Source organism: Streptomyces sp. NPDC004667, from assembly GCF_040609475.1.
GTDB lineage: Bacteria > Actinomycetota > Actinomycetes > Streptomycetales > Streptomycetaceae > Streptomyces.
In genome coordinates this window covers 1-8,758 of the sequence record NZ_JBEXKC010000153.1, presented here as the reverse complement: position 1 = coordinate 8,758, position 8,758 = coordinate 1, and the positions used below count along the sequence as shown (strand labels likewise).

Here is an 8,758-nt window from a genome sequence, read left to right as displayed (position 1 = left end):
GTGCCCGGGGGCACGGGGCCGCCCTCCCCACCGGGTTCCCGTGAAGGAGAGATCGTGCTCTTGAAGTCGACGAGGTTCGTCCGATCGGCCGCCGTCACGTTCGTCGCGGCGGCATCGCTCACGCTGACCACCCCCGGAAACGCCTTCGCCATCGACCACGTCGAGTGCCGGGGCGGCGAGAACTTCCTGAAGATCTGGTCCCACAGCGGCGGTCGGCAGAGCGTGGACTGCTACGCGAACAGGGGGCGGACCGGCTTCGGAGGCTGGTGGGTCGACAAGATCTCCACCGGCAACAACGACCTGATCTACTACGACGCCAACGGCGACTCCGTACGCATCAACCGCTGGACCGAAATCTCCTTCCCGAACCGCCCGCCCCAGGTCAACTCCATCGAGATCCTGTAACACCCCGACGCCGCCTCCCCGTGCGAACATGCCCGAACGAATGTCACCGAGTCGACTCTTCGGAGTCCGGTGCTGGTGGTCGGCGGTACGGGGATGCCGGCCGGAGTCGTGGGCGGGCTGGTCCGTGAGGGACGCACCACCGTCGTCGTGTCCCGCCACGTACGGGACCGTTCCGGCAGGCCGTGCCGTGGGTTCACGCCCAGGGCCGGCCGCACGCGTACGCCGCAGTCGCCGCGACCCTGGCGCAGCACGCGTCGGTGACCGAGGTCGTCGGCAGGGTCCGCCCCTGGGAGGACCGCCCGTCGGCATGAAAAGCCGCCGGCACGCGGTCGGCGCGTTCCCTCGGCCGAACCTGCCGTGCACCGATCCCTCCCGGACGGCCCACGACATCGCCGGGCCCTGTCGGCGTCACAGCTCCAGCGCTGCGAACGCGGCGTCGAGGAAACCGTCCGGCAGTCCCGTCCCCGTCCAGGTCCAGTCGGACGGGCTCACCGCCTCGGCGGCTTCCTCGACGGCCGTTCCCGCGCCGGCGGGGTCTTCCACGGGCAGGCCCAGGGCGACCACCGCCCAGGCCACCAGGGCATCGACCTCCAGGTACTGCCACCATTCGGCGTCATCCCAGCCCCGCCGTTCGGTGGCCTTGTCCGTCCACGCCGTACGCAAGAGCAAGGTCAGCGCGGTGCGGGGATCGGCCGAAGCGGCTTCGACGGCGCGCCGCACGGCCCGCAGCCGTTCCAACTCCCCGGCCCAGGGATGCATCGCGAAGAATTCCAGATCGCGGCGGAGGGTGGGCCGGAACGTCCGCCCCCGGCCACGGTTCCAGCGCTCGGCCGGTGCCCACAGGCCACCCGGGCCGTCGCCCAGCCGGGCGGCCCGCGCATCCGCCGTGACATCGCCGAGCACCGCGTCGCGCCATCCGAGCCCGTACGCCTTCTGAGCGGCAACGATCGCGTGGATCTGCCCGTCGCAGGCCGGCGCGTCGAGAAGCGCGTCGTCGCACCCGCCCCACAGCACGGCGAGCGCCGCCGTCACCGCCTCCGCGCAGCGTGCGTGCAGATCACCCATGGGCAGGCGGGTCCAGGGCAGCAGCGCCAGATACGTCCTGCCCCACAGTTCCCGCCCGCTCGTGTTCCCCGACATGGCCCGCCCTCGTGGATCGACATGCTGGTGCGCGACGCCACGGCGCCGCCACACCCCCGTGATTGTCGACGATCAGCCGACGGCCCGGATCAGGGGTACCTCAGGGTGCGGACCAGGGACGACCCGGAGGTGCGGACACCGAGCCCGGCCCTAGCGTCGCTGCGGCGGGTGACCGATGCCCGCGACCGCTGCGCGCTGGGAGAAGTCGAGAGAGTGTTCCGGAACAAGGTTCTGCCGAAACGGGCTTCGAGCCCCGCCCGACCCGTCGCGGAGAGGGCGGGCGGCACCGTCCGCCTGACCGCCGTGCGCAAGACCCACGGCCGCGGCGACAACCGGGTGCACGCCCTCGACACGGTGGACGTCGACTTCGAGGCGGGCACCTTCACCGCCGTCATGGGCCCCTCCGGTTCGGGCAAGTCGACGCTGCTGCAGTGCGCTGCGGGACTCGACCGGGTCGACGCGGGCCGGGTGCTGCTCGACGGCGTGCCGCTGCACGAGCTCTCCGAGCGGGCCCTGACCGAACTGCGCCGGGAGCACATGGGCTTCGTCTTCCAGTCCTTCAACCTGATCCCGGCACTCACGGCCCGGCAGAACGTCGAGCTGCCGCTGCGGTTGGCCGGGCGGGCGATCGACCCGGTGACGATCGACCGGGGGCTGGCGGAGGTCGGCCTGGCCGAGCGCGGCGGACACCGGCCCGCCGAGCTCTCCGGCGGCCAGCAGCAGCGTGTCGCCATCGCGCGTGCGCTGGTGAGCCGGCCCGCGGTGATCTTCGCGGACGAGCCGACCGGCGCGCTGGACTCGCGTACCGCGCAGGAGGTCCTGGCACTGCTGCGCGGCGTCGTCGACGAGCACGGGCAGACGGTGATCATGGTCACGCACGACCCGGGAGCCGCTTCGTACGCGCAGCGGGTGGTCTTCCTCGCCGATGGCAGGGTGACCGGCGAACTGCTCGGGCCGACGGCGGAGACCGTGGCCCGGCGGATGGCCGCACTGGAGCCCGCCGGGGACGGGACGAAGCCGTGCTGAGGATCGCCGCGGCCACCCTGCGCCACCGCATGACGGGCTTCCTGGGCGCCTTCCTCGCCCTCGCGCTCGGCACGACCATGATCGGCATGATGACGCTGACCCTGGCGGCCACCTTCGGCACACCGCATCCGGGCCCGCAGCGGTTCGGGCGGGCCCCGGCCGTGGTCGCGCCGCAGGGTTTCGAGGGGCGGCCGATGAAGGCCCCGGCCGCGTTGCCGCCCACGGTCGTGGCACAGGTGACGGCGGCCGGGAAGGCCACCCCCGACCGCAGCTTCCCGGTGCGGCTGGAGCCGGGTCCGGCGGGGACGACGGGCCACCCCTGGTCCTCGGCCGCCTTCGCGGGATACCGCCTGGTGGCCGGGCGCGCACCGCGGGCCCCGGACGAGATCGCCCTCGGCGGCGGCGCCCCGTCGCTGATCGGTCGTCAGGTCGGCGCCGCCACCGCCGGGGGCACCGGACGCTACCGGGTGGTGGGGGTCACCGACGCGCTCTGGTTCGAGAGCGCGGTCTTCTTCGACGACGCCGAGGCCGGGCGCCTGTCGCCCGCTGTCAACGCCCTGGTCACCGACCAGGACCCGGCGGGGCTGGCCACCCTCGTGGGAGGCCGGGCCGTGGTCCTCGAAGGCGATGCCCTGACCCGCCTCGACGCCGACTCCACCGGCGGCGCCCAGGCGCTCGCCAACGCCCAGGCGATGGCCGGCAGTACGACCGGACTCGCCGTGTGCGTCGCGGTGTTCGTCGTCATGGCGACCTTCGCCTTCGCCACCGAGCAGCGCCGCCGCGAGCTGGCACTGATGCGGCTGGTGGGCGCCGCACCCCGGCAGGTGCGCCGCATGGTGCTGGGCGAGGCGTTGCTGATCGGCCTGGCGGCGGCGGCTGCCGGCTGCGTCCTCGCCCCGTTGTGCACCGTTCCGCTGCGCTCCTGGATGCTCGGCCACCACGTGGCCCCCTCCTGGTTCACCATCGGCTTCGCCCCCCTGCCCCTGCTGGTCTCCTTCGTCATCGGTGTGGCCGCCGCGCTGGCCGGCTCGGCCGCCACCCTGGTCCGGGTCTCGCTGGTCCGGCCGATCGAAGTGCTGCGCGAGAGCGCGGTGGAACGCCGCGGGATGACGCCGGTCCGGTGGCTGGCGGGCATCGGGATGCTGGTCGGCGCGGTCGTCGCGGGGATCGTCATCTGCCGGACCGAGCCGCACCTCGCGGCAAGCGCCCGCAAGTACGAGGCGGTCCCGGTCCTGTACGTGGGCGCGGTCGCCCTGCTGGCGCCGATCCTGCTGCGGCCGGTCACCCGGCTGCTGGTCGGCCCGCTGCGCGGCTCGGCGAAGGCCGGTCCGCTGCTGGTCCGCGAGAACATCCTCACCTCACGGCGGCGTACGGCCGCCACGGTGGCACCGATCGTCGTGGCGGTCGGACTGGTCGGCACCCTGCTGACGGTGCAGGAGTCCGGTGACGCCGTCGTGCTCGCCCGGCAACGGCAGGAGATCCACGCGGCCGACGTGGTGGTGCCCGGCGGCTCCGGCATCGACGCCGGGACGCTGGGGCGGCTGGCGGCCGTGCCCGGCGTCCGGGTCACCCCGGTCACCTCGATGAACATCCGGATCGGCACCGCACAGGGCGAGCAGCTCGACTCGCTGAGCGCCAACGCGGTGCCCGCGGCGGCGCTGGGCGCCACCGTCACGCCGCCCGTGCTCTCCGGCTCGCTCACCTCGCTGCCCGAGAACTTCCTCGTCGTCGACGAACACGCGGCCGAATCCAACGGCCTCTCGGTCGGGGACCAGGTGATCACCCTGCTGCCGACCGGTGCGCGGGTACCGACCGTCATCGCCGCGGTCGTCGCACGCGGCCTGAACGGCGACGACACCTATCTGCCGGCGTCGCTGACCGGCGGGCTGCCGCCCGGCACGGTCTACCTCGACTCCCTCGCGGGCAGCGGTCTGCCGCTCGACGAGCGGCAGACGGCGGCGGTGAACCGCGCCCTGGCCGGCTCGGGCGCGCGCGTCGTGACCTACGACGCCCACCTGGAGAGCCTGCGCGCGCACGCCGCGGAGCAGACGGACAACGCCGCGGTGATCGTCCTGGGCATCGCGCTGGCCTACGCGCTGATCGCGGTCGCCAACACCCTGATCATGGCGATGGCCGGACGGCGGCGGGAGTTCGCCCTCCTCGCACTGGCCGGTGCGGTGCGCGGCCAGATCGTGAAGGTGGCCGTGGCCGAGTCGGCCGTGGCGGTGGTCGTCGCGACCGTACTCGCCGCCGTGGCGACCGCCCTCGCCGCGGTGACCCAGCACGCCTCGCTGGGCAGGCTCGTGACCGGCGCGCCGACGGTGCTCCCGTGGACCCGGATCGGCGGGACCGTCGCCCTGTGTGCCCTCGTCACGGTGGCCACCGCGTGGCAGGCGGCCCGACGCGCGACCCGCCGAAGGGCGGTCGAAGCGGCGGGCATCCGCGAGTAGGGCACGGCCGGGGCCGGACGGGGCCGAAGGCCGAGGGCCCGCGGCCCACCCGTCCACCCCGGGGCCCGACCCGAAGACCCCGACCCGAAGACCCCGACCCGAAGACCCCGGCACGGGGACCATCGGTTTCGGAATGCTCAATTCCGGGGACGGTGTCCCAGAATCTCCGTGATTGTCCTCGCGCCATGACGGCGCGCCAGACACGACAGCCGAGGAAGACCATGGGTTGGAATGGCACGCGTCGGACGGTCACGTCCGCCGCCCTCGCCGCAATGGCCGCCCTCGCCCTGGCGGCCCCGCCACCGGCCGCCGCGACCGGAACCCGGACGGGGACCGTACCGTCGCCCGGGACCGCAGTGTCGCCCGGGACCGTGGCCGCGGGCCGGGAGTCCTCCCCGAAGCCGCCTCCGCCCCGCCTCCCCCGCGACTTCCGGGGCAAGGGCAAGTGGATCGTCCGTGACCTGGACATCGAGGTCCCGTTCACCTGGGAGGGGAGGGACGGCGACAGCCAGATGACGGCCGGCGGCCCGCAGTACCCCATCTGGTTCACCAACCTGATCTACCACGACACGCTCTACACGCTGACGTACAAATGGCCCGGCCTCGACGAACACCCCTGCTCACGCATCCCGGGCTTCAATCTGGAGGACCTGAACCGGGCGTTCGAGAACGCCCGGTTCGTCGGGCCGCAGACCCTGCGGGGCACGCATCCGCAGCGGCGCGTGAACCACTGGAGGGTGGGCGTGGTCCTGCCCGAACTGCCTCCCGGGAACCACCTCCGACTGCCGCTCGCGCTCGGCGACATCTACGTCGACGAGAGCGACCGCGGCACCTTCTGGCAGGTGCTGCAGTTCGGTGTCCAGAACCTGTACGACCCCGCGCTGGACGAGTGGCTGGTCATGGACACCTTCGAGCACCGGCCCGGCACCGTGACCCTTCCCCGGCGGTGCGAGCCGCCCCGCTGAGCGCCGACGCCCGTCAGGCCCGGCCGAGCAGGCCCGCTCCGGCGGTGCTGTCGGTCCGGGCGGTGAAGAACTCGCGGAACGCGGCGACGAACTCCGCCTCCTCGACCCGGCCGTCCCCGTCCGCGTCCATCTCCCGGAACCCGTCGTTGAGTTCGGCCGGGTGCACCCGGGGACCCCCGAACAGCAGCCGGTACTCGTCAGCCCCCAGGCAGCCGCTGCCGTCGGCATCGGCGGCCCGGAACAGTGCCCGCACCGCCGGTACGAGGCCGTTCTCCAGGTACGCCGGGTCACGGTCCACCCCGGCCAGCATCGCGGACACGAATTCGCGGCAGTCCACGCCCCCGTCGCCGTCGGCGTCGGCCGCCTCCCGGAGCTGGCGCCACCAGCCCTCGAACGCGGCGTAGACCTCGTCCTCCCGTTCCGCGGGCAGTTCGAGCCGCCAGCACACGGTGTGCACCATGGCCTGGAGGTCGGCGGAGTCGACCCGGCCGTTGCCGGTCTGGTCCAGCACCTGACGGAAGAACGCCTCCAGCCGGGCCGGACGGGAATCGCCGCCGATCCGGGCCCTGGGCACCACCACCGGCGCGGGCGCGCCACTCACGGAGCGGCGGCGGTAGCGCACCCGATCGGGAGCCAGACGCATGGCGTGGCGCAGTCCGTGGTGCAGCGTCCACGACAGCGCGGCGCCCCCGGGCCCGCGCGACGTCCCGAACTTCTCGTGCCAGGCCGGCGGCAGATCGCTGACCGTCAGGGCGGCCAGTGCGCGGGCGATCACCACCCGCAGCAGCGGCCACGCGAGTGCCGGCCGCGCCAGCCGGCGCGGGGCGGGGGCCTCGCGGAGCAACCCGTGGAGCATGTGGCGCACCTCGGGGCCGTACTCCAGGACCTCCCGCACGGTGCGCTCGACGTACGCCGGGACATCGGCGGCGCCCGCCGGGAGCACCTCGCCCGGAATCCCGAGGGCGGCGCACACGTCGAGGAACTCCGCGTACAGCACGTCGCGTTCGGCGGGTGACAGGGGATCCCCGGACAGTTCGCGCATGGCGGTCATGGACTCGTACAGCGTCACCATCACCCAGCCGCGGACCTCGGGATCCTCGGCGCTGTACGCCCGTCCGGCCGCGTCGGTCCCGTGGATGCGCCGGTGCGTGCGCTGGAGGCGGGCCACTTCCAGGCGCCGTTCCTCGGGCCCGGCGAAGAACAGCCGGCTGCCGCTCTCCATGGTGTGCTCGATCCGCCGCCAGGGGTGGGCGCGGTAGGTGGAGTACCGGTCCATGCCCGCGGCGACGACGGGATGGGCGATCTGCAACACGAGCAACCGCCATGCCACGAGCCCGATGCGCCGCTCGCCGAGGGTCCGCCGCAGCAGGGTCTCGACACCGGGGGAGGCCGCAGGAGTCACAGAGGGCACAGAGGGCACAGGAGCTTCCTTCTCTCACGGGGACACCGACACCCCGTACAACGCTCCCGCTCCCCACCCGGTCCGCCCGGACTGCGGCCTCCACCCTGACGTGCGTCTTCCCGAACGCCCGCCCGCCCGTCGGCCCCACCCGCCGCGGGATGACCGGAGCCCGGTGGCACCCCGCGCGACGGGTGATCACCCCGCCCGGCGCCCCGTCGCGGGCGCCGGGCGGGAAGGGTCACCGCACGCTGGCGCAGCGCGGTACCAGCCCGTCGAGGACGGCGGTACAGGCGGCCTGCAAGGAGGCCTCCAGGTCCGCCTCGTCCTCCGGGCCCCGCGTCCACTGGTAGAGCGTGCCGAGGTAGATGTCGCGCAGCATGTGGCCGGCCAGCTCGACGTTGACGTCGCGCGGTACGTCGCCCCGCTCGCGCCCCGCCCTGATGAACTCGCTGAACATGTGGGCCGCGTACGGGTGCTCGTGGAGCGGGAACCCGGCACGCACCCAGGCGGTCAGCATCGCCTTGGTCTGGGCCGGGTTCCGCAGGCTGATGTCGGCGAGGATGCTCATGCACCGGGACAGGACCTGCCGGGTGGCCTTGTCCTCGGAGTTGGTGAGCCCCCCCGCCTCCAGGCCCTCGCGCAGCAACGCCCTGCGCTCCTGACCCCATTCGGCGATGAGGTCTTCCTTGCGCTGGAAGTGGTTGAAGAAGGTCCCGCGCGCCACATCGGCCCGCTCGGTGATCTCGTCGACCGTGGTCTGGTCGTACCCCTGCTGCGTGAAGAGGACCAGCGCGGCCTCGTAGATCCGGTTCTTGACACGCAGTTTGTTGCGTTCACGGCGGCCCTGCGGTTCCGTCGCGGTGGCCGGTGTGTCTCCCATGTGTACTCCTGTCGCGCGCGGTGTGCGGGGTGGCCCCTACCGGCTGCCGCCGCCCGTGGTGTGAACGGGGAACGGGTTCATTCGACCGAGGGCTGGACGGGGCGCCCGCACGGGCCGTCCCATCCACTTGTACCAAGATCCATGAATGAACAATAGTACATGTTTGAGCCCTGTCCGGAATCGGTGGACGGGAGCGGTGGCGTCCGGCCGTCACCGCTCCCACCGGCCGCTTTCCGGGGTCAGCCGCCCGCGGACCGCGCCGCGGACACCTCGGTCGCCAGACTCCTCAGAGTGTCCCCGCCGAGCAGCCGGACCAGCCCGATGTCCTGTCCCGTTTCACGCCGTACGCGTCCCCGCAGTTGCGCCGCGGTCACGGAATCGATGCCGTAGGCCCGCAGGGTGCGCCGCAGGTCGAGGCGGTCCCGGGGCATGCCCAGCACCTGGGCCGCCGCGTCGAGGAACACCTCCCCGGCGTCCGCCGCCCCGCCGC

At 73.3% G+C, this 8,758-nt stretch carries 8 protein-coding genes; 4 read left to right on the top strand and 4 right to left on the bottom strand.

Features of this window, described 5'->3' with window-relative positions; all coding sequences use genetic code 11:
* Nucleotides 1-54: 54 nt before the first annotated feature.
* Nucleotides 55-405, top strand: coding sequence for a beta/gamma crystallin domain-containing protein (locus tag ABZW32_RS37750; RefSeq protein WP_356225137.1), 351 nt, complete (start codon nucleotides 55-57; stop codon nucleotides 403-405).
* Nucleotides 406-813: 408 nt separating this feature from the next.
* On the opposite strand, the gene ABZW32_RS37745 is transcribed toward ABZW32_RS37750, so the two are convergent.
* Complete coding sequence (locus ABZW32_RS37745) at nucleotides 814-1,545, bottom strand: hypothetical protein (protein ID WP_356225135.1); 732 nt, start codon at nucleotides 1,543-1,545, stop codon at nucleotides 814-816.
* Between the two features lie 303 nt (nucleotides 1,546-1,848).
* Between ABZW32_RS37745 and ABZW32_RS37740 the strand changes: the two genes are divergently transcribed.
* From ABZW32_RS37740 to ABZW32_RS37730, 3 genes are all read left to right on the top strand, one after another.
* Complete coding sequence (locus ABZW32_RS37740) at nucleotides 1,849-2,571, top strand: ABC transporter ATP-binding protein (protein ID WP_356225133.1); 723 nt, start codon at nucleotides 1,849-1,851, stop codon at nucleotides 2,569-2,571.
* Entirely contained in the window at nucleotides 2,565-5,021 is a 2,457-nt protein-coding gene (locus ABZW32_RS37735) for an FtsX-like permease family protein (protein ID WP_356225131.1), read from the top strand. Before ABZW32_RS37740 ends, ABZW32_RS37735 begins: the two co-directional genes overlap by 7 nt.
* Before the next feature lie 221 nt (nucleotides 5,022-5,242).
* Nucleotides 5,243-5,986 carry a hypothetical protein gene (locus ABZW32_RS37730; protein ID WP_356225129.1) on the top strand — a complete coding sequence of 248 codons (744 nt, stop codon included), beginning with the start codon at nucleotides 5,243-5,245 and terminating at the stop codon, nucleotides 5,984-5,986.
* Nucleotides 5,987-5,999: 13 nt separating this feature from the next.
* Here the strand turns inward: ABZW32_RS37730 and ABZW32_RS37725 are convergent, their stop codons facing one another.
* From ABZW32_RS37725 to ABZW32_RS37715, 3 genes are all read right to left on the bottom strand, one after another.
* Nucleotides 6,000-7,406, bottom strand: a complete 1,407-nt coding sequence (locus ABZW32_RS37725; protein WP_356225127.1) for an oxygenase MpaB family protein — start codon at nucleotides 7,404-7,406, stop codon at nucleotides 6,000-6,002.
* 220 nt (nucleotides 7,407-7,626) lie between these two features.
* Nucleotides 7,627-8,268, bottom strand: a complete 642-nt coding sequence (locus ABZW32_RS37720; RefSeq protein ID WP_356225125.1) for a TetR/AcrR family transcriptional regulator — start codon at nucleotides 8,266-8,268, stop codon at nucleotides 7,627-7,629.
* A gap of 239 nt (nucleotides 8,269-8,507) precedes the next feature.
* Nucleotides 8,508-8,758, bottom strand: a 251-nt coding sequence (locus ABZW32_RS37715; RefSeq protein ID WP_356225123.1) for an acyl carrier protein, incomplete at its 5' end; no start/stop codon positions are given.